The 21562-nt window shown below is 68.6% G+C and carries 17 protein-coding genes and 1 pseudogene; 14 read left to right on the forward strand and 4 right to left on the reverse strand.

The genetic code is table 11. The features are described 5' to 3' along the window. Positions 1-58 precede the first annotated feature (58 nt). Positions 59-811: a YebC/PmpR family DNA-binding transcriptional regulator gene (locus P3L18_RS08390; protein WP_006370213.1), complete on the forward strand. Its 753-nt coding sequence runs from the start codon at positions 59-61 to the stop codon at positions 809-811. Positions 812-862: 51 nt separating this feature from the next. Here the strand turns inward: P3L18_RS08390 and P3L18_RS08395 are convergent, their stop codons facing one another. Next, on the reverse strand, positions 863-1480 hold the full coding sequence (locus tag P3L18_RS08395; protein WP_276113964.1) for a hypothetical protein: 618 nt from the start codon (positions 1478-1480) through the stop codon (positions 863-865). 108 nt (positions 1481-1588) lie between these two features. On the opposite strand from P3L18_RS08395, the gene ruvC reads away from it, so the two are divergent. The 10 genes from ruvC to P3L18_RS08445 all read left to right on the forward strand — a co-directional run bounded on the left by ruvC (position 1589) and on the right by P3L18_RS08445 (position 13516). Beyond that, complete coding sequence (gene ruvC, locus P3L18_RS08400; protein WP_276113864.1) at positions 1589-2182, forward strand: crossover junction endodeoxyribonuclease RuvC; 594 nt, start codon at positions 1589-1591, stop codon at positions 2180-2182. After that, positions 2179-2775 (forward strand): Holliday junction branch migration protein RuvA, encoded by a 597-nt coding sequence (gene ruvA, locus P3L18_RS08405; RefSeq protein WP_276113865.1) that lies wholly within the window; start codon positions 2179-2181, stop codon positions 2773-2775. The genes ruvC and ruvA overlap by 4 nt, the downstream gene beginning before the upstream one ends. Continuing rightward, positions 2772-3890: a Holliday junction branch migration DNA helicase RuvB gene (gene ruvB, locus P3L18_RS08410; protein WP_276113866.1), complete on the forward strand. Its 1119-nt coding sequence runs from the start codon at positions 2772-2774 to the stop codon at positions 3888-3890. Before ruvA ends, ruvB begins: the two co-directional genes overlap by 4 nt. Before the next feature lie 282 nt (positions 3891-4172). Then, a complete protein-coding gene (gene yajC / locus P3L18_RS08415) occupies positions 4173-4595 on the forward strand; it encodes a preprotein translocase subunit YajC (protein ID WP_006370218.1) in 423 nt (140 codons plus the stop codon). A gap of 237 nt (positions 4596-4832) precedes the next feature. Next, the gene (gene secD / locus P3L18_RS08420; protein ID WP_276113867.1) at positions 4833-6635 is read left to right on the forward strand and encodes a protein translocase subunit SecD; all 1803 of its coding nucleotides are present in this window, start codon (positions 4833-4835) and stop codon (positions 6633-6635) included. Continuing rightward, on the forward strand, positions 6632-7867 hold the full coding sequence (gene secF / locus P3L18_RS08425; protein WP_020171444.1) for a protein translocase subunit SecF: 1236 nt from the start codon (positions 6632-6634) through the stop codon (positions 7865-7867). The genes secD and secF overlap by 4 nt, the downstream gene beginning before the upstream one ends. A gap of 65 nt (positions 7868-7932) precedes the next feature. Further along, positions 7933-9633: an ABC transporter substrate-binding protein gene (locus P3L18_RS08430; protein WP_276113868.1), complete on the forward strand. Its 1701-nt coding sequence runs from the start codon at positions 7933-7935 to the stop codon at positions 9631-9633. Beyond that, the gene (locus P3L18_RS08435; protein ID WP_253193941.1) at positions 9615-10232 is read left to right on the forward strand and encodes an adenine phosphoribosyltransferase; all 618 of its coding nucleotides are present in this window, start codon (positions 9615-9617) and stop codon (positions 10230-10232) included. Before P3L18_RS08430 ends, P3L18_RS08435 begins: the two co-directional genes overlap by 19 nt. Positions 10233-10258: 26 nt before the next feature. After that, positions 10259-10972 carry a PBS lyase heat domain-containing protein repeat-containing protein gene (locus tag P3L18_RS08440; RefSeq protein WP_079929595.1) on the forward strand — a complete coding sequence of 238 codons (714 nt, stop codon included), beginning with the start codon at positions 10259-10261 and terminating at the stop codon, positions 10970-10972. Between the two features lie 168 nt (positions 10973-11140). Continuing rightward, entirely contained in the window at positions 11141-13516 is a 2376-nt protein-coding gene (locus P3L18_RS08445; RefSeq protein WP_079929596.1) for a RelA/SpoT family protein, read from the forward strand. Positions 13517-13569: 53 nt separating this feature from the next. On the opposite strand, the gene P3L18_RS08450 is transcribed toward P3L18_RS08445, so the two are convergent. Further along, on the reverse strand, positions 13570-14673 hold the full coding sequence (locus P3L18_RS08450; protein ID WP_079929597.1) for a peptidylprolyl isomerase: 1104 nt from the start codon (positions 14671-14673) through the stop codon (positions 13570-13572). Between the two features lie 215 nt (positions 14674-14888). Between P3L18_RS08450 and P3L18_RS08455 the strand changes: the two genes are divergently transcribed. Both P3L18_RS08455 and hisS read left to right on the forward strand, forming a co-directional pair. Further along, positions 14889-15620: an MBL fold metallo-hydrolase gene (locus P3L18_RS08455; RefSeq protein ID WP_014359896.1), complete on the forward strand. Its 732-nt coding sequence runs from the start codon at positions 14889-14891 to the stop codon at positions 15618-15620. Next, positions 15617-16882 carry a histidine--tRNA ligase gene (gene hisS / locus P3L18_RS08460; RefSeq protein ID WP_014359897.1) on the forward strand — a complete coding sequence of 422 codons (1266 nt, stop codon included), beginning with the start codon at positions 15617-15619 and terminating at the stop codon, positions 16880-16882. The genes P3L18_RS08455 and hisS overlap by 4 nt, the downstream gene beginning before the upstream one ends. A 63-nt stretch (positions 16883-16945) precedes the next feature. On the opposite strand, the pseudogene P3L18_RS08465 reads toward hisS, so the two are convergent. Together P3L18_RS08465 and P3L18_RS08470 are read right to left on the reverse strand one after the other, a co-directional pair. Further along, positions 16946-18601: pseudogene (locus P3L18_RS08465) on the reverse strand (DUF885 domain-containing protein); the annotation flags it as partial. After that, positions 18601-19473: a neutral zinc metallopeptidase gene (locus P3L18_RS08470; RefSeq protein ID WP_006370229.1), complete on the reverse strand. Its 873-nt coding sequence runs from the start codon at positions 19471-19473 to the stop codon at positions 18601-18603. The gene P3L18_RS08470 and the pseudogene P3L18_RS08465, both read right to left, overlap by 1 nt. A gap of 181 nt (positions 19474-19654) precedes the next feature. On the opposite strand from P3L18_RS08470, the gene aspS reads away from it, so the two are divergent. Beyond that, positions 19655-21493 carry an aspartate--tRNA ligase gene (aspS, locus tag P3L18_RS08475; RefSeq protein WP_276113869.1) on the forward strand — a complete coding sequence of 613 codons (1839 nt, stop codon included), beginning with the start codon at positions 19655-19657 and terminating at the stop codon, positions 21491-21493. Positions 21494-21562 lie beyond the last annotated feature (69 nt).

Consider the following 21562-nt stretch of genomic DNA (forward strand, 5'->3'; position numbering starts at 1 on the left):
ATGCCCGGATCTCCCCGTCAGGGGCTCCTCCGGTGCACGGGAAGGATCGGAAGAGCGTATGAGCGGCCATTCCAAATGGGCGACCACCAAGCACAAGAAGGCCGTCATCGATGCCAAGCGCGGCAAGATGTTCGCCAAGCTGATCAAGAACATCGAGGTCGCTGCGCGCACCGGTGGTGGTGACCCCGCCGGCAACCCGACTCTCTACGACGCGATCCAGAAGGCCAAGAAGTCGTCGGTGCCCAACGACAACATCGAGCGGGCCCGCAAGCGGGGCGGCGGCGAAGAGGCCGGTGGCGCCGACTGGCAGACCATCACCTACGAGGGCTACGGACCCAACGGTGTCGCCATCCTCATCGAGTGCCTCACCGACAACCGCAATCGCGCCGCCGGCGAGGTGCGGACCGCGATGACCCGTAACGGCGGCAACATGGCCGATCCCGGGTCGGTGGCCTACCTGTTCACCCGCAAGGGTGTGGTGACGCTGGAGAAGAACGGTCAGAGCGAGGACGACATCCTGATGGCCGTACTCGACGCCGGCGCCGAGGAGGTCAACGACCTCGGCGAGACGTTCGAGGTGGTCAGCGAGCCGACCGATCTCGTCGCGGTGCGTACCGCCCTGCAGGAGGCCGGCATCGACTACGAATCGGCCGAGGCCGACTTCCGTGCGTCGGTGGAGGTGCCCGTCGACGCCGAGGGGGCGCGCAAGGTGTTCAAGCTGATCGACGCGCTCGAGGATTCCGACGACGTCCAGAACGTGTACAGCAATGTCGACGTCAGCGACGAGGTGCTCGCCGAACTCGACAGCTGAGCCCCCGACACCGCAGCCGGCATCGGTTCAGCTGTGTCAACCGCTCAGCCCTCAACCCCGCAGCGCCGGCCGGTCCGGTTGGTCGTAGCGGACCTCGACGTCGGGGTCGGGTGCGTCGCGTTGATGGTCGAGCAACGGGTCGATCGTCCACTGCCGGTCGGACGGCGTCCTGCGTAACAGTGCCGCGCGACTCATCCGCAGCGCGATCGTCAGGTCCAGGTCGAGATCGTCGCGCACTACCATCTCACCGGCGATCAGAGTGATCTGGCAGGCGGCATCGAGCCGTTGATCGCGAAATGACCTGTCGGAGAGTTCATCCCAGAGCCGCGGCAACCATCGTCGGTGGTCGCGGATACCGTCGAGTACCTCCCGGCGCAGCGCCGCGAAGTCGTACCACGAGGTGGTGAACGCCTCGGGGTCGTGCGGTCCCCATTCGAGCCGCAGCGAGGCCGGGCGGACGTAGTCGCCGACCCGGACGACCTCCGCCGCACGTCCGCGGGAGCGCAGCACCTCGATGACCCGCAGCGCCAACAGGTCCGGCCGGGCCGCCACCGCACCGTCGATCCCGACCACCGGTTGACCGGGCAGGGCCGCGCACCTCTCGGCGCACGTGACGACCAGGCCCTCGGGGTCGATCGGGCGGTAGGCGGGCACGGCCGTATTCTCCACGGTTCGGCCGTGTTCGTTCGCCACGGGTTGCCGTGTCGATCCCACTCTCTGTCGGTCGGCGTCGCTAGAATCTCGAACAACTGTTCGTTGTCGGTGGAGGAGTGTCGAGTGCGGGTGATGGGCGTCGACCCGGGGCTGACCCGGTGCGGGATCGCGCTGGTCGAGTCGGGGAGTGGTCGCAGTGTGACCGCCCTCGACGTCGATGTGGTCCGCACACCCACCGACATGGAACTCGCCCAACGCCTGCTCGCGGTGTACACCGCGGCCAGCCAGTGGCTCGACATCCACCAGCCCGATGTGGTGGCGATCGAGCGTGTCTTCGCCCAGAACCAGGTGTCGACGGCGATGGGCACCGCGCAGGCCGGCGGGGTCATCGCGCTGGCCGCAGGTCAACGCGACGTGCCGGTGCGTTTTCACACCCCATCGGAGGTGAAAGCCGCGGTCACCGGCAGCGGCCGCGCCGACAAGGCGCAGGTCACCGCCATGGTGACCCGTATCCTCGGAATGCAGACCAAACCCCGCCCGGCCGATGCCGCCGACGCCCTCGCGCTCGCGATCTGCCATTGCTGGCGGGGACCGATGATCGAACGGATGGCACAGGCACAGCAGCGCGCCGAACAGATGGCCCGGGTACACCGGCAACGGGTCGCCGCGGCGCGCGCGGCGACGGTGCCGGCCGGGCGGAAGGGGACGAGCTCATGATCGCGTCGGTACGCGGACCGGTGGTCGAGGTCGCCCTCGACCACGTCGTCATCGACTGCGCCGGGGTGGGCTACCGGGTGTTGGCGACCCCCGACACACTCTCGCGGATGCGACGCGGCGACGAGATGACGCTGCTGACCTCGATGATCGTGCGCGAGGACTCGATGACCCTGTACGGGTTCACCGAACCCGACGCCCGTGCGTTGTTCGCCCTGCTGCAGACGGTCACCGGTGTCGGGCCACGTCTGGCGATGGCGACGCTGGCGGTACTCGAGCCCGATGCGTTGCGGCGGGCGCTGGCCGATTCCGACGTGAAGGCGTTGACGAGCGTGCCGGGTATCGGGAAGCGGGTCGCCGAGCGGCTCGTCGTCGAACTGCGTGACAAGGTCGACCGGCCGGTCGCCGACGTCGCCGGCGGTGCGGGAGCGCGGCCGGTCGGGGTGGCCGGTCAGGTCGCCGAGGCGCTCGTCGGACTCGGCTTCACCGCGGCGCCGGCGGAGAAGGCGGTCGCCGCGGTGCTCGCCGAGCAACCGGATGCGGACGCGTCGATGGCGCTGCGCCGGTCGCTGGCCCTGCTCGGGAAGTCCGCATGAACCCCGACGACCGCCTCGCCGACGACCGCCTCCCCGACGATGGACTCGAGGAGGAGCGGGAGGTCAGTGCGACCCCGGTGCGCTCCGACGGTGACTTCGACGCCGGGCTGCGTCCGCGATCGCTCGCCGAGTTCATCGGCCAACCGCGGGTGTGTGAACAGCTCGAGCTGGTGCTGCACGGCGCGAAGAAACGCGGCAGCACTCCCGACCACATCCTGCTGTCGGGGCCACCCGGTCTGGGCAAGACGTCGCTGGCGATGATCATCGCCGGGGAGATGGGTGCGGCCATCCGGGTCACCTCCGGGCCCGCTCTCGAACGCGCCGGCGACCTCGCGGCGATGCTGTCCAACCTGGTCGAGGGTGACGTGCTGTTCATCGACGAGATCCATCGGATCGCCCGGCCCGCCGAGGAGATGCTGTATCTGGCGATGGAGGATTTCCGGGTCGACGTGGTCGTCGGCAAGGGACCCGGCGCGACCTCGATTCCGCTCGACGTGGCACCGTTCACCCTGGTCGGGGCCACCACCCGATCCGGATCGCTGACCGGCCCGCTGCGTGACCGCTTCGGGTTCACCGCACACATGGAGTTCTACGAGACGGGCGAGCTGGTCCGGGTGCTGCGCCGATCGGCGGGGATCCTGGGCATCGACCTGCAGGCCGACGCCGCCTCGGAGATCGCGAGCCGCTCCCGGGGCACGCCCCGCATCGCCAACCGGTTGTTGCGGCGCGTTCGTGACTACGCCGAGGTCCGCGGGGACGGGGTGATCACCGTCGACATCTCACGTGCGGCGCTGGCCGTCTACGACGTCGACGAACTGGGGTTCGACCGCCTCGACCGCGCCGTCCTGGATGCATTGATCCGGGCATTCGGTGGCGGGCCGGTCGGGGTGTCGACACTGGCGGTGGCCGTCGGCGAGGAGCCGGCGACCGTCGAGGAGGTGTGCGAACCGTTCCTGGTGCGCGCCGGGATGGTCGCACGCACACCGAGAGGACGCGTGGCGACCGCAGCGGCGTGGCACCACCTCGGACTCACACCGCCCGCCGGTGCACTCAACGCGACCTTCGGGGTCCGCCCGCGCGAGATGGGCAGCCCGTCGCTGTTCGACGACATCTGAGCGCCCACGGCGAGGAAGGTCCGACCCTCTCATCGCGCCATTGCGGCATATATGCGACAAAGCCGACATTCTCGGCGTTGGGAGCGACTTGCCCCGCATGGCACACTTGAGGGAGTGCGTGCGCTCGGCGCCGACGTCACCGGTGGTCATCATCATCACCCCGGGGCGACGGGTCGCGGGCGCGTGACTTCGCCGGAGCCCCTCACCGGCGACCCGCCGAGCGTGGCATCAGCGCCGCGCCGCGGGTGACGATCTCGATACGACAAGGACGACGACACCTCGATGGAATCTCTGTTTCTCCCACTTCTGCTGGTCCTGATGGTCGGCTTCATGTTCTTCTCGGTGCGCAAGCAGAAGAAGCGTGCCGCCGAGACGCAGGAAATGCAGAACTCCGTCCAGACCGGTACCCGCATCCAGCTGTCGAGCGGACTTTTCGGCACCGTGATCGACGCGACCTCGTCGGAGTACATCGACGTCGAGATCGCGACCGGCCTGGTCACCCGATGGAACCGGCTGGCCGTCATGCGCGTGATACCCACCGACGAGGCCGCCGCGACCTACCCCGGCTACACCCCGCCGTTCGCCGCGGCCGACGCCGAGGCGATCGACGAGGCGCCCGAGACGATCACCCCCACCGACGTCACCACCGATCGGCCGAACCTCGACAAGTCCGGCGGCGACACGTCCGCCGACTCGGACAAGTAGGAACACCCGACACCGACCGCAGGCCGCTTGACCGACCCGTCGGGCCCACCGGGGGGAGGGCTGTCGCCCGTGACGCCGGGCCGTCGGGGGCGGTGGCGTGCCGTTCTGCGCGGGCGGGGCAGTAGAGTGGCCACTCGATCGCGCGATCGAGGCCCTCGGGCTGTTCGCGCCGCGTAGTCCGCGTCGACGAGTGTGCCCAGGTGCGCCGGTCGACGCTCATCAAAGGAGATCGAGTACGTGAGTTTTTCGCGTGGGGCCGAATCGAAGGGAACCGCCGCCGATTCGACCGGGACGGCAGGTCCCGGCGGGCGGAAGGCGCCGGCCCAATCGACCCGATCGCGGTCGGCGGGGGGATCGAAGAAGGGCACCCGGCGCCGTCCGCCGGGCCGCTCGTCGTCGATCGAGATCCCGCCGTGGCAGCCGCTGACGGCGTTCGTCGCGCTCCTCGCCCTCGTCTATCTCCTCGTCTTCCTCACCGGTGGCGGCTCGCCCGAACCGAAGCTGGGCATCGACCTGCAGGGCGGGACCCGCGTGACGCTGACCGCCCGCACCGACAACGGCCAGGCGCCGACCCGCGACCAGTTGAACCAGGCGAAGCAGATCATCGAGCAGCGCGTCAACGGGCTCGGCGTGAGCGGCTCGGAGGTCGTGGTCAGCGGGAACAACCTGGTCATCACCGTGCCCGGCCAGGACGGCTCCCAGGCGAAATCGCTGGGTCAGACCGCCCGGCTGTACGTGCGTCCGGTCGAGACCTCGGCACCGGCGACGCCGCAGCCGCCCAACACCACGCGCACCCAGGACTCCAACGAACTCCCCGCCGACCAGGTGGCCGCGCAGATCGCCCAGGAGAAGAAGAACCGGCAGGCTCCCGCCGGCGCCAACACCCAGGCGCTGCAGGGCTACATGTCGAAGATGAACTGCGCCAACGGCGCCAACGACCCACTGCTGGGCAACGACGACCCGAAGGAATACCTGGTCGCCTGCTCCACCGACGGCAAGACCGTGTACCTGCTCGGGCCGGAGATCATTGATGGGCGGGATGTGAAATCGGCCAGTGCGGGCACCGACCCACAGACCGGTGAGTGGATCGTCAGCCTCGAATACAAGGGCGCCGCCGCGACGACCTGGCCGGAGTACACCGCCAACAACATCGGCAAGCAGACCGCGTTCACCCTCGACACCCGCGTGGTGTCGGCGCCGGTGATCAACCAGGCGATCAGCGGGGCCACCCAGATCACCGGCTCGCCGTTCACCGAAGCCGAGGCCACCGATCTCGCCAACGTGCTCAAGTACGGTTCACTGCCGTTGTCGTTCTCCACCTCCGACGCCGAAACCGTCTCGGCCACACTGGGTCTGTCCTCGTTGCGGGCCGGCCTCCTGGCCGGTGCGATCGGGTTGATCGCGGTGCTGATCTACGCGCTGGCCTATTACCGCATGCTCGGCTTCCTCACCGTGGCGTCGTTGCTGCTGTCGCTGGTGATGGTCTACGGCATCATCGTGCTGCTCGGTCGCTGGATCGGGTTCACCCTGGATCTGGCCGGTATCGCCGGTCTGATCATCGGTATCGGTATGACCGCAGACTCCTTCGTCGTGTACTTCGAACGCATCAAGGACGAGATGCGTGAGGGACGAAGTTTCCGGTCCGCGGTCCCGCGCGGCTGGGCGAGCGCGCGACGCACGATCTGGTCGGGTAACGCCGTCAGCTTCCTGGCCGCGGCGGTCATCTACATCCTCGCCGTCGGCGAGGTGCGCGGATTCGCCTTCACCCTCGGCCTGACCACCATCCTCGACATCGTGGTCGTGTTCCTGGTCACGCACCCGCTCGTCGTGCTCGCCAGCCGCTCGGAGTTCCTGTCGCGACCGCGGGTCAACGGACTCGGTGCGGTCAGCGAGGTCGCGCGAGCGCGCAGAACCTCACGGGCCGAACGGGTGTCGAACCTCAGTCCGTCCAAGACGCCGGCAAGCGCGGCACCGGCAGGCGCGGCCTCGACATCAACCGACTCGACCCCCTCTGGTCCGACGAAGGGATCGGCGAAATGACCGGCAGCAATCGGAGCAGCGGTGCACCGACCGGCAGCACGACGACGGGCGAGGAGTCGGGTACCGCGACCGCGACGGCGGTGACGATCGCCGGCAGTGATGCCGACTTCCACGCCGACACCTCCCGGTCGTTCCTCTCGCGCCTCTATACCGGCACCGGCGCCTTCGAGGTCATCGGCAAACGCCGTATGTGGTACCTCGTGACCGCGCTGATCCTCGCGGTCGGCATCATCTCGATCGGCGTGCGCCAGTTCACCTTCGGTATCGATTTCGAGGGCGGCACGCAGATCTCGATCCCGGTGTCGCAGGGCATCACCAGCCAGTCCGTCGAGGACATCGTCGGCAAGGCGCTCGGCAGTGCCCCGGATTCGGTACAGACCGCCGGATCGGGGTCGAGCGAAACCGTGCAGGTGCGCACCGACGCGCTCAGTGCCGAGCAGGCACGCGCAGTAACCGTCGCCCTCACCGACGCGTATGCGCCGACACTCAAGGCCGCCGACGTCAGCATCTCCGAGGTGAGTTCCACGTGGGGACGTGAGATCACCGAGAAGATGTTGCTCGCCCTCGCCGTGTTCCTGGTGATCGTCTTCGTCTACATCGCGGTGCGCTTCGACCGGGAGATGTCGATCGCCGCGCTGGCGACCCTGTTCTTCGACATCATCTGCACGGCCGGGGTGTATTCGCTGGTCGGTTTCGAGGTCACCCCGGCCACCGTCATCGGTTTGCTGACCATCCTCGGTTTCTCGCTCTACGACACCGTCGTCGTGTTCGACAAGGTCTCGGAGAACACCCGTTCGGTACTGCAGACGACGCGTCGCACCTACGCCGAGCAGGCCAACCTCGCGGTGAACCAGACCCTGATGCGCTCGATCAACACCACGATCATCTCGGTGCTGCCGATCATCGCGCTGATGGTCATCGCCGTGTGGCTGCTCGGGGTTGGCACGTTGAAGGATCTGGCGCTGATCCAGCTCGTCGGCGTCGTGGTCGGCACCTACTCGTCGATCTTCCTCGCGACCCCGCTGCTGGTGACGCTCAAGGAACGGCGTCGTGAGATCGCCCGCCACACCGCCCGCGTACTGGATCGACGCGCGGCCATCGCCGCCGGGCAGGACCCGGACGCCGGCAGCACACCGCCGCGTCGCCGTCCGTCCCGGGCGTCGACCGGTCGGGGAGCCGCCGAGGACGACACCCCGACGGCACCGAGCGGGAAACGGCGTCGCGCGCGATAGTCTCGGCAGTCGTGGCATCCAGAGGTCGGCAATCCAGGTGTTGGCATGGCACGACCACACCGGTGATGAGGTCAGCAGTCCTGGTGGTGATCCTGGTGGTGGGTGCCGGGCTGATCGCCGGTTGCTCCCGGGACGATGCGCCTCCGACGATCAACTACGTCGTCGACGCCGACATCCGCAGCTACAACGCGAACACCGAGAACGGCAACGCCGACGGCGTGCTGATGGCGTTCACGCGCGTGCTCCCCGGGTTCAGCTATCTCGGCGACGCCGGACAGGTCACCCCCGACCGTGATGTCGGTACGGTCATCCGTGAGCCCGGTACCCGGCTGTCCCTGAAGTACCAATTCAACCCGCGCGCAACGTATTCCGACGGCACGGCGATGGATTGCGACGACCTCGTGCTGGCCTGGGCGGCGATGAGCGGGCGATTCGGCCAGTTCACCCCGGCGACCACCGCGGGCTATCGCGACATCGACTCCGTCGACTGCGCGCCCGGAGACAAGACGGCAACCGTCACCTTCGCCGCCGGACGCGACCCCTCCGACTGGGCCTCGCTGTTCGGCGCGGGCACGCTGCTGCCGGCGCAGGTGGTGGCCCGCGCTGCCGGGGTCCCCGACGTGTCCGACCCGATCCGCACCGGCAACCGCGCCGCGATCGCGCGCATCGCCACGGCCTGGAACACCGGCTTCGACCTCGCCCCGGGAGACCTCGACCCCGAGCGCTTCCCGTCCGCCGGACCGTACAAGATCGCGAGCTACTCGACATCCGGCGGAGTGGTGCTGGTGGCCAACGACAAGTGGTGGGGTGATCCGCCGGCCACCTCACGGATCGCGATCTTCGGCCGCAGCAGCGACGCCGCCGGACGCATCGCCGACGGCGACTACGACGTCGCCGACGTCACCGCGGGTCTCGTCGCCGGCGCCGACGAGATGCGGTCGGGCGCCACGTCGGCCGCGGCCACCGCCGGTGCCGGACTACGGGTCGGGGCGCCCGGTCAGGCGCTCGGCGTCGAGGGGCTCGTGCTGTCCGGGCGCGGGGTGTTCGCCGACGCCCGGGTGCGACGGGCGTTCGCCTCCTGTGTGCCACGCGATGCGCTCGCCCGGCAATTCGGATACGGGGCCCAGATGTGGAATATGCGGGTACTCGCGCCGGGCGACGAGTTGGCCGCATCGCTGAACGGCGAGTTCGGCACGCAATACGCACGTCCCGATCTCCCGCGCGCCCGTGACCTGCTGTCCCAGGCGGCCGATGATGCCGGGGGTCGACCGGCCAAGACGGTGCGTATCGGCTATGCCGCACCGACCGAGCGCTGGAAACAGATGGTCGCGGGCATCGCCACCGCGTGTGCCCCCGCAGGAATCACCGTCACCGATGTCGGTGCCGACACCCACGGGGTCGGAACACTCGGTTCCTCGGCCGACGCGCTGTTTTTGGCCAACGGCGCCGCCTTCGCCGCCGCGGGGGCCGCGGACGAGGCCCGCGATGCCTACCAACTGCGTGGAGACGACCCACTCGACCTGGCGAACTTCTCGAACCCGCAGGTCAATGACGCGATCGACGCTCTGGCGGTCACCGATCTCGAATCCGAGCGACTCGCGCTCGTCCGGACCATCGAGAACGCGGCGTGGGCTCAAGTGCCCTCGATCCCGCTGTTCGCCGCCCCCCGCGCGCATGGCTGGAAAGATCGGATCACCAACGTCGTCGCAGGTGCGGGGCGAAACGGAACGGGATGGAACATGGACCGATGGGTACGCAGCCAGTGAGCAAGGACAGTGATAGCCCTACCCCCGACACCCCGACTGTCGACGCCCCGACTGTCGACGCCCTGGCCCGGGCGCGAACCGCGATCGCCGAACACGGCCGCATGGTGGCCGATTTCCCGGCGCCGGGAATCGATTTCAAGGATCTGACGCCGGTGCTCGCCGACCCCGACGGGTTGTCGGCGATCGTGACCGCGCTGACCCATGGCTGCGGGTCGGTCGATCTGGTGGCGGGCATCGACGCCCGCGGCTTCCTGCTCGGTGGAGCCGTCGCGCGGGAACTGGGGGTCGGAATCCTCGCCGTCCGCAAGGGCGGGAAACTCCCGCCACCGGTGTACTCGATCGACTACGACCTCGAATACGGCAGTGCGCGACTGGAGATCCCGGCGAGCGGAATCGACATCACCGGATCGCGGGTACTGCTCGTCGACGACGTCCTTGCCACCGGCGGCACCGTGGTGGCGGCGGCCGAACTGCTCCGTCGCGCCGGCGCCGAGGTGATCGGGGTCGCGGTGATCATGGAGATCGCGGCGCTCGGCGGTCGGGCCCGCATCGCCGACGGATTCGCCGGCATTCCGGTGCACGCGGTCACCTCCGACTGATCGACCGATGAGAATCGTTGGCGGGCATGGGTGTTGAGGAGTATCGACGCGAACTCGCCGCCTTGGGCGACGCGCCGGCGCGGTGGTTGGCCTATCTGGATGCGCACTCGGGTCTGCCCGGGCCACGGGCGAACCTGACCTTGCTGGCCGCCTTCGTGGAGGAGGCGTCCGCCACGACGATCTGGCAGGCCGTCGATGACGCCGACGAATACCGGGCCACCTGCGGGGCCGCCGGGATCGGACGTCTGCTCCGTGCGGCCGAGGACCGCTCGAAAGGTCTTGTCCGGCTGCGTGAACTCGCCGCCGACGAGCGGTGGCGGATACGGGAGGGCGTGGCCATGGCGCTGCAACGGTGGGGTGACGACGATCCCGACTCGATGGCCGCGGTGGCACGGGAGTGGGCGGACGGACCCGGCCCCCTGCTCGCCCGCGCCGCGGTCGCCGCGATCTGCGAACCGAGGCTGCTGCGGACCCCCGAGATGGCCGCCCACGCGATCGACGTGTGCGAACGGGCCACCGACGTATTGCGTGCCGTCCCCGACGCACGCCGGCGCGCACCGGACACCCGTACCTTGCGTAAGGGATTGGGATACGGGTGGAGCGTCGCGGTCGCCGCCGACCCGGACGCCGGATTGCCGGTGTTCGACGCGCTGTCACAGGATCCGGACCCCGACGTCGCCTGGGTGGTGCGCTCCAATCTCGGCAAGGCGCGGCTCAAGCGGATACGTGGCGATCGCTGAGCCGTGATGCCGCCACGGGCTGCCCGGCTCGTCACATTCCGGCCGGACCGCCGGTGCTCCCGAATGCGCGGATTAGACTTGCGACATGTGTGGTGGGACCGACCTGTGGTGTGAGGCAACGATCCGATGCGCCCGCCGCGTCCACCGCCGAAGCCGAGGGAGGGTCTGATGGCCGACGAGCCGAACACCGCGGGCCCGATCACCGACGCCGGACCCGCCGAGGTGGAGTCGGCATCGGTCGAGTCCGCAGCAGCGGGCGACCCCAACGATGCGTTGCCACAACATTCGTCCGCGTCGCGGCGGGTGCGTGCCCGCCTCGCGCGCCGGATGACCGCGACCCGCAGCCCGGTTCGTCCGGTGCTCGAACCGCTGGTCACCCTGCACCGGGAGATCTACCCGAAAGCCGACGTCGCGTTGCTGCAACGCGCCTACGACGTCGCCGACGAACGTCATCAGGGGCAGAACCGCAAGTCCGGTGACCCCTACATCACCCATCCGCTCGCTGTGGCCACGATCCTCGCCGACCTCGGTATGGACACCATCACCCTGGTCGCCGCGCTGTTGCACGACACCGTCGAGGACACCGGATACAGCCTCGAGCAACTGGAATCGGAGTTCGGGGCGGAGGTCGCCCACCTCGTCGACGGGGTGACCAAGCTCGACAAGGTGGCCCTCGGCAGCGCCGCGGAGGCCGAGACGATCCGCAAGATGATCATCGCGATGGCCCGTGACCCACGCGTGTTGGTGATCAAGGTCGCCGACCGGTTGCACAACATGCGCACGATGCGCTTCCTGCCCCCGGAGAAGCAGGCCCGCAAGGCGCGAGAGACGCTGGAAGTCATTGCGCCCCTTGCCCATCGGCTCGGTATGGCGACGGTCAAGTGGGAGCTCGAGGACCTCTCCTTCGCGATCCTGCACCCCAAACGGTACGAGGAGATCGTGCGGCTGGTCGCCGACCGCGCACCCTCACGCGACACCTATCTGGCGCGGGTGCGCGCCGACATCAACAACGCGCTGTCCTCGGCCCGGATCACCGCGACGGTCGAGGGCCGGCCCAAGCACTACTGGTCGATCTATCAGAAGATGATCGTCAAGGGCCGCGAATTCGACGACATCCATGATCTCGTCGGCATGCGCATCCTGTGTGACGAGGTGCGCGACTGTTACGCCGCGGTCGGCGTGGTGCACTCGCTGTGGCAGCCGATGGCGGGCCGGTTCAAGGACTACATCGCCCAGCCACGGTTCGGGGTCTACCAGTCCTTGCACACCACGGTGATCGGCCCCGAGGGCAAACCCCTCGAGGTGCAGATCCGCACCTACGACATGCACCGCACCGCCGAGTTCGGCATCGCCGCCCACTGGCGATACAAGGAGAGTGGCTACAAGGATCGCAAGGGTCGCAAATCCGATGTCGCCGAGGTCGACGACATGGCGTGGATGCGCCAACTCCTCGACTGGCAGCGAGAAGCCGCCGACCCGGGGGAGTTCCTGGAGTCGCTGCGCTACGACCTCGCGGTCAAGGAGATCTTCGTGTTCACCCCGAAGGGTGATGTGATCACGCTGCCCGCCGGGTCGACACCGGTCGATTTCGCTTACGCGGTGCACACCGAGGTCGGTCACCGCTGTATCGGCGCACGTGTCAACGGCCGGCTCGTCGCCCTCGAACGGACCCTCGAGAACGGTGAGGTCGTCGAGGTGTTCACCTCGAAGGCGCCCACGGCCGGGCCCAGCAAGGACTGGCAGAACTTTGTCGTCTCACCACGTGCGAAGGCCAAGATCCGGCAGTGGTTTGCCAAGGAGCGTCGCGAGGAGGCGCTCGAGCACGGCAAGGACGCCATCGCCAAGGAGGTCCGCCGCGGGGGACTGCCGCTGCAGCGATTGATGAGTGCGGACTCGATGGCCGCGGTCGCCAAGGAATTGCGGTACACCGATGTCAGCGCGCTCTACACCGCGGTCGGGGAGAACCACGTCTCGGCTCGGCATGTGGTGAACCGTCTCGTCGCCGCTCTCGGTGGCATCGACGAGGCCGCCGAGCAGATCGCCGAGCGCTCCACCCCGTCGACCATGCCCAGCCGTTCCCGTCAGGGCGGTGATGCCGGCGTGGTCGTCGAGGGCGTCGACAATGTGCTGATCAAGCTCGCCAAGTGCTGCACCCCGGTACCCGGTGACGAGATCATGGGCTTCGTGACCCGCGGTGGCGGGATCAGCGTGCACCGCACCGACTGCACCAACGCCACCGCCTTGCGCGATCAGTCCGAACGGATCATCGACGTCTCCTGGGCGCCGTCACCCGAATCGATCTTCCTCGTCGCCATCCAGGTCGAGGCGCTCGACCGTCACCGGCTGCTCTCCGACGTGACCAAGGTGCTCGCCGACGAACGGGTGAACATCCTCTCGGCATCGGTCACCACCAGCCGCGATCGCGTCGCGATCAGCAAATTCACATTCGAGATGGGCGACCCGAAGCACCTCGGACACGTCTTGAACGTCGTCCGCAATGTCGAAGGCGTCTACGACGTGTACCGCGTCACCTCGGCTGCCTGAGAAGTCGGCGGCCTGATGGGTCTCGCCACGGCCGGGCCGTGGCGAGATCGGCGTCAGGAGACCTTGGCGGTCTCGATGGTGATCGGCAGCTTCGGTGAGCCGTCGTCGGCGGTGCGCTCGTACGCGCCGGTCGTCTGGTTGGGTCCGATGCCGGGGTTCACGCCACCGGCGAACACCTTGTCGATGACCTTCATACCGTCAGGTGCGACGGTGCCGACCACCGCGTAACTCGGCGGCAGGGTGCCGTCCTGGATGAGGATGAAGAATTGCGCCGACCCACCGGAATTCGCCTCACCCTGCTGGGCGCTACCGCTGTTGGCGATCGCGACGGTCCCGCGCGGGTAGGTGACGGCCTGCTGGCCGGTCATCGGGTTGGCCTGACCGGACGGCTTGAGATCGGTCGGCGGCTCGTCGGGGCTCGTCCAGCCGGGCTGGCCGAGACCGGTGCCGGTCGGGTCACCGCACTGCAGGACCTTCAGCGCCGCGGTCGTCATCCGATGGCACGGGCTGTTGTCGTAGTAGCCGTGATCGGCGAGCGAGATGACCGCGCCGGTGTTACACGGAGCACCGGTGCGATTGAGATCGACCGGCACGACACCCTGCGTGGTGGTCAGGGTGAGCGTGGACGTGCCGTCCTTGGCCTGCGTCTTGTCGGGCATCGGCGCGGTCTTCTGCTTGGACTCGCCGGCCTTCACCTTGTCGATCTGCTCCTGATAGAGCGCGCGCTGGGCGGGATCGGTGATCTCGGCGGGAACCGTCGTCGGGATCTGCTTGAAGTTGCTGTCCTTGGCGACGTAATCGCACGTCGTGTGCGAGGCGTTGAATCGATCGGTCTGGATCTTGTCGACGATGAAGTAGGTGGCGGTCGCCAGTACCGCGATGACCACCACACCCGAAACCGAACCGATGAGGACCTTGCGTTTGCGGGCAGCCGCGCGTTCGCGCTCCAACCGTTCCTCGAGCTTGCGCTTGGCGGCCTCGCGTCGTTGCTCGTTGGTCAGCGCCCGGTCGCCCGTCGCCGGATCCGCGGGACCGTCGCCCGCGGGATCGGAGGGATTCTTGCTCAGGTTCGGCCCCGTCGGACTCGAGGTGGCCGGGTCATCGTTGTCGGCATCGTTGTGGGCACCCGGCTTCTCGGGTTCCTTGTTGCTCGCCACGCTGTGACCCCTCCTCGGTGTGCGCTTGGTGTCGTATGCGCTCTGCTCGTCGTCCGACTCCCGCCGGACACCCCATGCAGTGTGCCAGTATCTCCTGTGAACTCGCCGCACCGGGTCGAGGACACAGCCGGGCGTGGCGACGCTCGCGCCGACAAAAGAGCTGGTACGCCGACCGCGGCCGAGGCCGCCGGATTCCCATGAGACACAATGGAGCCATGCTGATCACCGGCTTCCCCGCAGGCATGTTCCAGACCAACTGCTACATCCTCGCCCCGGCACCCGGTGGCGAGGCCGTCGTCATCGATCCCGGACAGGACGCCGCACCGATGGCGAAGAAGGTGCTGGCAGAGCATGATCTCACCCCGGTCGCGGTACTGCTGACCCACGGCCATCTCGATCACACGTGGACCGCCGCGGATCTCTGCGACGAGTTCTCGATCCCGGCCTACATCCACCCCGAGGACCGGCCGATGCTCGCCGATCCGGGCATCGGTCTCGGCCATGCGCTCTCCTCGGTGATCGGGTCGCTGGAGTTCCGGGAACCGGACAAGGTGCTCGACTTCGTCGACGGCGAGACGGTGGAGATCGCCGGGCTGCGGCTGGCGGTCGACCACGCACCGGGTCACACGCAGGGCTCGGTGTTGCTGACCCTCGATGTGCCGGTCGACGAGAGCGGCGCCGGTGACACCGTCCCGGTGTGTTTCTCCGGTGACGTATTGTTCTCCGGGTCGATCGGCCGTACCGATCTGCCCGGCGGCAACCATCAGCAGCTGCTCGACTCCATCGCTGCTCGGCTGCTGACCCGCACCGACGACACCCAGGTCCTGCCCGGGCACGGACCGCAGACCTCGATCGGTGCCGAACGTGCGAGCAATCCGTTCCTCGCCGGTCTCGCCGGTGGCGCCGAGGGCACCAGTACCGCGAAGAAGGGACGAATGGGCCTGTGACCAACGATTTCGCCGCACCTCGGGGTATCCCGGACTACTACCCGCCGGCCTCGGCCGACTTCCGCAAGGTGCGCGACACACTCACCGAGGCGGCACGGCGTGCGGGGTACGGCCACATCGAGTTGCCCGTTTTCGAGGACACCGCGCTGTTCGCGCGTGGGGTGGGTGAGTCCACCGACGTCGTCAGCAAGGAGATGTACACCTTCGCCGACCGCGGTGGCCGCTCGGTCACGCTGCGCCCGGAGGGCACCGCGGGCGTGATGCGCGCGGTCATCCAACACGGTCTCGACCGTGGTCAGTTGCCGGTCAAACTCTGCTATGCGGGTCCGTTCTTCCGGTACGAGAAGCCGCAGACCGGTCGCTACCGCCAGCTCCAGCAGGTCGGTGTGGAGGCCATCGGCGTCGACGATCCGGCCCTCGACGCCGAGGTCATCGCGATCGCCGACGAGGGCTACCGACGCCTCGGGCTCTCCGGCTTCCGGCTGGAAATCACCTCCCTCGGCGACGACGAGAGCCGACCCCGGTATCGGGAAGCGTTGCAGCAGTTCCTCTTCGGGCTCGACCTCGACGAGCCGACCCGTCAACGCGCCGAGATCAATCCGCTGCGTGTGCTCGACGACAAACGTCCCGAGATCAAGGCCGCCACCGCCGACGCGCCGCTGCTGCTGGACTATCTGAGCGACGACGCGCGGGCACACTTCGACACCGTGCTCGCCCACCTGAACCGGCTCGGCGTGCCCTACGAGATCAATCCGCGGCTGGTACGCGGACTCGACTACTACACCAAGACCACCTTCGAATTCGTCCACGACGGACTGGGTGCGCAGTCGGGGATCGGTGGCGGCGGACGCTACGACGGCCTCATGCAGCAGATCGGCGGTAAGCAGGATCTGTCGGGTATCGGATTCGGCCTCGGCGTCGATCGCACGATGCTCGCCCTCGAAGCGGAAGGCGTCGCGGGTGCCGACGCCGCGCGCGTCGAGGTCTTCGGGGTTCCGCTCGGTGCCGATGCGAAAGCCGAATTGGTATCTGTCGCAGGGACTCTGCGGGCCGCGGGAATCAGCGTCGATCTCGCCTACGGCGATCGCGGTCTGAAGGGTGCGATGAAGGCGGCCGACCGGTCCGGGGCACGGCTCGCGCTCGTGCTCGGTGATCGCGAACTCGCCGAGCGCACCATCGAGATCAAGAATCTCGCGACCGGCGACCAGCATCGGGCCTCGCTCGACGGCCTCGTCGACGAGGTACGGGGCCTGCTGGGCTGAGGCGCACGTCGATCCGTATGACATTCCCTCCGGAAACCGGAGGAAATGTCATACGGATCGGCCTCAACCCGCTCGGCGCATCTGCTCGGCGAGGACATCGAGGCCCACCCCGCCGAGCGCCAGCGCGCGGGTGTGGAACTCCTTGAGCGTCCACCCCGGATGCGCGGCGAGGGCGGCGTCGCGGGTCTGTTCCCAGACCCGTTGTCCCAATGCGTAGGACGGCGCCTGACCGGGCCAGCCCAGGTAGCGGTCGAGCTCGAAACGCAACACCGCCCGGTCCATGGCCACCGACGAGGTGAGAAATCTCCAGGCCTTCTCGGCGTCCCAGATGCCGCCGCCGACCGACTCGGGGGCACGCAATCGGCAGTGCACGCCGATGTCGACGACCACCCGCGCCGCGCGCAGCCGCTGCGAATCCAGCATGCCCATCCGGTCGCCCGGGTCGTCGAGCCAGCCCAGTTCGGCCATCAGGCGTTCGGCGTAGAGCGCCCAGCCCTCGCCGTGCCCGGAGGTGAACGACGCCAGTTTGCGCCACGAGTTGAGATCATCGTCGACGATCGCCGAACCCAGCTGGAGGTGATGACCGGGCACTCCCTCGTGGTAGACGGTGGTCTTCTCCTGCCACGTGTGAAACACGGTCTGCCCCGGGGGAACCGCCCACCACATGCGGCCCGGCCGGCTCAGGTCGGCGGCGGGCTGGGTGTAGTAGATGATGCCGGTCGACGACGGCGCGAGCCGGCATTCCAGCCTGGTCAGCCGGGACGGGATCTCGAAGTGGGTGCCGGCCAGTCCGTCGACGGCGGCGTCGGAGGTCGCCTGCATCCAGTCGACGAACGCCTGCTTGTCGTGGATCTGATACCGCGCATCGGCATCGAGTGCGGCCAGGGCGTCGGCGACCGTCCCCCCGGGTACGAGTTGCGCGGCGATGGCCTGCTGTTCGGCGACGATTTCCCGCAGATGATCCAGACCCCAGTCGTAGGCCTCTTCGGGGTCGGCGTCGGCACCGAGATAGTGCGGCAGATGCAGCAGGTACCGGTCACGGCCGACCGCATCGTCGTCGACGGCGTCGGGCGCCACCCCGGTGCGCAGGTGCCCGGCGAAGTCGGCGAAGGCCGAACCCGCTGCGGCGGTGGCGGATTCGAGGTCGGCGGCCAGTTCGGGGTCGGCGACGATGGAGCCGGTGTTCGCCGAGATCGCTGCAAGCGCCTGATCTGCCTGCGCGGCAACGAGTTCCACCTGCCGGCGGGCGAACGGCGGCCCGGCTGCGCGTCGTTGTTCGAGGCCGGCGATCGCGGTGGTCAGCGCGTCCGGGATCGCCGCGATCCGGCGCACCATCGTCTCACGCGCCGCCGGTGAACCGGTGTCCATCAGATCGAAGATGTCGCGGATCGCCTGTAGTGGAGAGGCGATGACGTTGCAGACACCGGTCAGTTCTCCCGCATCGGCGAGTGCGAGCTCACGGCGCAGCGACGCCGTCATCGTCGCGACGGTCACCCGGTCGACGTCGTCGGACACCTCGGCGGCGCCCAGCGCGGCCAGCGTCGCGCGGGCGTGCTCGGCGCGAGTGGCGACGGCGTCGGGGGAGAAGTCGGTGAGCCGGTCTGCGGCGGCGTCATCGATCCCGAGTTCGGTGGCCAGGATCGGGTCGTCGGTGGCCATCGTGCGCAGATGGGCGTCGGCGATCGCGTCGACGGCGGTGCTGGTGCGTGCGGACGGCATCACAGGTCGTTGGTGGCGAAGGTGTCGCAGCGCTTGGGGTCGCCGCCCTGATAGCCGATGGTGAACCATCGCGCGCGCTGCTGCGCCGACCCGTGCGTCCAGCCCTCCGGGTTGGAGTTGGCGCCCTGGATGGTGTCGTCACCGATGGCCTTGGCGGTCTGGATGACCCCGGCGATATCCTGTTGGGTCAGTTGTTGCAGCCGGTTGTCGTATCCCTCGTCACTGGCGTGATGCGCCCACACCCCGGCCAGGCAGTCGGCCTGCAGTTCCACGCGCACCGATCCCGACAACGGTCCCTGCGAGCCGAGTTGCTGTCCCTTGCGCAGTGCCCCGGTCAGGTTCTGCACGTGATGGCCGTACTCGTGGGCCACGACGTACTCCTGCGCGAGGGCGCCATTGCTGCCGCCCATCTGGACGAGGGTGTCGAAGAAATCCGGGTCGAAGTAGGCGGTCTTGTCCGCGGGGCAGTAGAACGGGCCGGTCGCCGAGGTCGCCGCACCACACGCGGTGTTCACCGACCCGCTGAAGATCGTGGTCTTGGGTGGGGTGTAGTTCGACATCAGCGTCGGCCAGACGTGGTCGAGGCTGTTGGTGGTGGCCACGATCCGGCAGATCGCGTCACCCTGATTGGCCATCTCCACGGTGCAGGACCGGATGTGCTCGTCGATCACCGACGACGAGGCCGAGTTGGAGCTCCCGGTCCCTGTGGTGCCGCCGCCCATGATGTCTCCCGGGTTGACCCCGAACAACAACGCCACGATGGTGATGATCAGTCCGGCACCACCGCCGAGTGCGATCCGGCCGGCGCCGCCACCGCCACCCCCGCCGGAGACGTTCCCGGTGTCGAGTGGCCCGCTGCCCTGAAAAGTCATGGCCACAGCGTAACGAGACGAACCACCCGGATCGGGTCGAACAGTTCGAGACTCGCCGACGCCGCAGCCGTGCGCGACAACCGCCCGGGCGGTGGCCGCCTGCGTGCGGTGGCCGCCTACGATTGTCAGGGGCCGACGCGCCCACCGATCTCGACGTCTCCACCCTTGAGGAAGGACCTTCGTGCTCCGCACACATCTCGCCGGTTCCCTGCGCCGCGCCGATGCCACGCAGACCGTCACCGTCGCCGGCTGGGTGGCCCGCCGCCGCGATCACGGGGGCGTGGTGTTCATCGATCTGCGTGACAGCTCCGGACTCGTGCAGGTGGTGTTCCGGGACGAGGCGGTCGCCGCGGCCGCGCATCGGCTGCGTGCCGAGTACTGCATCGCCGTGACCGGCGTCGTCGAGGTGCGCCCCGAGGGCAGCGAGAACGCCAATCTGCCGTCGGGTGAGATCGAGATCAACGCCGCGCGACTCGAGGTGCTCAACGAGGCGGCGCCGTTGCCGTTCCAGCTCGACGAGAACCCCGGCGAGGAGACGCGCCTGCGCCACCGGTACCTCGACCTGCGCCGCGAGGGTCCCGGATCGGCGCTGCGGCTGCGCTCGAAGGTCAACGCCGCCGCCCGCGGGGTGTTGCTCGCCCGCGACTTCGTCGAGATCGAGACCCCGACGCTGACGCGCTCGACCCCCGAGGGCGCCCGCGACTTCCTCGTGCCCGCACGCCTGCAGCCGGGTTCGTTCTACGCCCTCCCGCAGAGCCCACAGCTGTTCAAGCAGTTGCTGATGGTCGCGGGTATGGAGCGGTACTTCCAGATCGCGCGCTGCTACCGCGACGAGGACTTCCGCGCCGACCGTCAGCCGGAGTTCACCCAGCTCGACGTCGAGATGAGCTTCGTCGATCAGGACGACGTGATCGCCCTCGCCGAGGAGATCCTCGTCGCGCTGTGGCGGCTGATCGGGGTGGAGCTGACCACACCGATCCCGCGCATCACCTACGCCGACGCGATGCGTCGCTTCGGCAGCGACAAACCCGACCTGCGTTTCGACATCGAACTGGTCGAATGCACGGAGTACTTCTCCGAGACCCCGTTCCGCGTGTTCCAGGCGCCGTACGTCGGCGCCGTCGTCATGCCCGGGGGAGCCTCGCAGCCGCGACGCACCCTCGACGCCTGGCAGGAGTGGGCCAAGCAACGCGGGGCCAAGGGCCTGGCCTATGTGCTCGTCAACGACGACGGCACTCTCGGCGGACCGGTCGCCAAGAACCTCTCCGACGCCGAACGTGACGGTCTGGCAGCACATGTCGGGGCCGCGCCAGGCGACTGCGTGTTCTTCGCCGCCGGGCCCGCGAAGGCGCAGCGAGCGTTGCTCGGCGCCGCACGCTCGGAGATCGCGATGCGACTGGGACTCATCCCGGCAGCGGGTGAACCGATCGACCCCGCGACCGCGGACTGGGCATTCACCTGGGTCGTCGACGCGCCGCTGTTCGAGCCGGCCGACGAGGCGAGTGCCGCGGGCGACGTCGCCGTCGGCTCCGGAGCCTGGACCGCCGTGCACCACGCCTTCACCTCGCCGACCCCGGAATCGTTGGAGCACCTCGAATCCGATCCTGGTGCGGCGCTGGCCTACGCCTACGACATCGTGTGCAACGGCAACGAGATCGGTGGCGGATCGATCCGTATCCATCGCCGCGACGTGCAGGAACGGGTCTTCGAGATCATGGGCATCGGGCCCGAGGAGGCGCAGGAGAAGTTCGGCTTCCTGCTCGACGCCTTCGCCTACGGCGCCCCGCCGCACGGCGGGATCGCCTTCGGCTGGGATCGCATCACCGCGCTGCTCGCGGGTGAATCGTCCATCCGTGAGGTCATCGCCTTCCCCAAATCCGGTGGCGGCGTCGACCCGCTGACCGACGCGCCTGCGCCCATCACCGCACAGCAGCGCAAGGAGTCGGGTATCGACGCCAAGCCGGCACCGAAGAAGGGCCCCGACGCCCCCGCTGCCGGGTCGGCCGAGCCCACCGCCTGACCGCCCACCCGATGGCCACCCACCCCGGGTGGCCATCGGGGTGAGCCCGATCGCACGACGGGCGCACGG

This window comes from Gordonia sp. N1V, from assembly GCF_029269935.1.
Lineage (GTDB): Bacteria > Actinomycetota > Actinomycetes > Mycobacteriales > Mycobacteriaceae > Gordonia > Gordonia polyisoprenivorans.

What these genes read in the sequence shown, in the direction of transcription:
- P3L18_RS08390 (WP_006370213.1), top strand. Translation starts at nt 59, where the DNA reads ATGAGCGGCCATTCCAAATGGGCGACCACCAAGCACAAGAAGGCCGTC.
- ruvA (WP_276113865.1), top strand. Translation starts at nt 2,179, where the DNA reads ATGATCGCGTCGGTACGCGGACCGGTGGTCGAGGTCGCCCTCGACCAC.
- ruvB (WP_276113866.1), top strand. Translation starts at nt 2,772, where the DNA reads ATGAACCCCGACGACCGCCTCGCCGACGACCGCCTCCCCGACGATGGA.
- yajC (WP_006370218.1), top strand. Translation starts at nt 4,173, where the DNA reads ATGGAATCTCTGTTTCTCCCACTTCTGCTGGTCCTGATGGTCGGCTTC.
- secF (WP_020171444.1), top strand. Translation starts at nt 6,632, where the DNA reads ATGACCGGCAGCAATCGGAGCAGCGGTGCACCGACCGGCAGCACGACG.
- P3L18_RS08430 (WP_276113868.1), top strand. Translation starts at nt 7,933, where the DNA reads ATGAGGTCAGCAGTCCTGGTGGTGATCCTGGTGGTGGGTGCCGGGCTG.
- P3L18_RS08435 (WP_253193941.1), top strand. Translation starts at nt 9,615, where the DNA reads ATGGGTACGCAGCCAGTGAGCAAGGACAGTGATAGCCCTACCCCCGAC.
- P3L18_RS08440 (WP_079929595.1), top strand. Translation starts at nt 10,259, where the DNA reads ATGGGTGTTGAGGAGTATCGACGCGAACTCGCCGCCTTGGGCGACGCG.
- P3L18_RS08445 (WP_079929596.1), top strand. Translation starts at nt 11,141, where the DNA reads ATGGCCGACGAGCCGAACACCGCGGGCCCGATCACCGACGCCGGACCC.
- P3L18_RS08455 (WP_014359896.1), top strand. Translation starts at nt 14,889, where the DNA reads ATGCTGATCACCGGCTTCCCCGCAGGCATGTTCCAGACCAACTGCTAC.
- P3L18_RS08470 (WP_006370229.1), bottom strand. Translation starts at nt 19,473, where the DNA reads ATGACTTTTCAGGGCAGCGGGCCACTCGACACCGGGAACGTCTCCGGC.